1 protein-coding gene is annotated in these 1,080 nt (G+C 46.0%); it reads left to right on the top strand.

What is annotated here, in order from left to right; genetic code table 11:
• The first annotated feature begins 111 nt into the window (after nt 1-111).
• Nucleotides 112-1,071 carry an IS30 family transposase gene (locus tag AZ66_RS29270; RefSeq protein WP_044358175.1) on the top strand — a complete coding sequence of 320 codons (960 nt, stop codon included), beginning with the start codon at nt 112-114 and terminating at the stop codon, nt 1,069-1,071.
• Nucleotides 1,072-1,080: the final 9 nt, after the last annotated feature.

The raw sequence follows: 1,080 nt of genomic DNA, 5'->3' as shown, positions 1-1,080 counted from the left end.
ACGGATTGTAATATGAAGTGCGACAGTTACCATTAAATAAAAAAATGGCTCATGATTGATTCGTGTAAAATGGAGTCACCACAACTAACCATTTAACAGGAGAAATCAATCATGAGTTACTCACATTTTAGCACAACAGAAAGAGCGAAGCTAGAGCTCCTACACGCTCAAGGCTGGTCAACAAGGGTCATTGCTCAGGAATTAGGTCGACATCATTCGAGCATTGCACGCGAATTGAACCGCAATCGGGAATCCAACATATATGAGGCTGTCGAAGCACAAATATCCTATGAACAACGTCGTAAAGGCACCAATTCCTTGGGTAAGAAAACAGCGGAGGGAATCGACTATATCAGTGAGAAACTGAAGTCTACCTGGTCACCTGAACAAATTGCTGCAAGGATGAAGCAGGAACTTCCTAAGCTTAGCGTGAGTTTCAAAACAATCTACCGCTGGCTGTATGCAGGCTTGCTCGTACAGGGTGCAGTTGAGGTGCTTCGTCATAAAGGAAAGCGGCGCAAACCTTTAGAAACACGTGGGAGATTCAATATCGGCAAGACGATCAGCCAACGCCCTAAAGAGGTGCGCAACCGTGAGAGCTTTGGGCATTGGGAGTTAGACACCGTCGTATCCAGCCGAGGCAAAAGCAAAGGTTGTGTAGCTACCTTTGCAGAGCGTAAAACTCGGTTATACCTCGCTGTAAAGATGCCCGACCGCACGGCCGCCTCTATGGAAGAAGCGTTTGACCAAGTCGCAAAGGCATACCCTAAGGCTGCCTTTCAAACAGCTACTGTGGACAGAGGAAAAGAATTTGCATGCCACAAGAAGATTGAAGAGGCACATGACATTCAAGTTTACTTTGCAGATCCTTATTCATCTTGGCAGAGAGGAACGAATGAAAACGCTAATGGCCTGCTACGAGAGTTTTTCCCTAAGGGACATGACTTTGCTACAGTTTCAGAGGAAGATTTAGCACGGGCAATTGACCTGATTAATAACCGGCCAAGAAAGTGCCTAGGCTGGAAAACAGCTTACGAATCATATATGAGTGCTCTGTCGCACTTGGCTTGACAAACCGTC

It is taken from the genome of Paenibacillus sp. E194, from assembly GCF_000935845.1.
GTDB classification, from domain to species: Bacteria; Bacillota; Bacilli; order Paenibacillales; family Paenibacillaceae; genus Paenibacillus_B; species Paenibacillus_B alvei_B.
The sequence above is the reverse complement of the archived record's forward strand: the minus strand, read 5'-3'. Positions and strand labels throughout refer to the sequence as shown.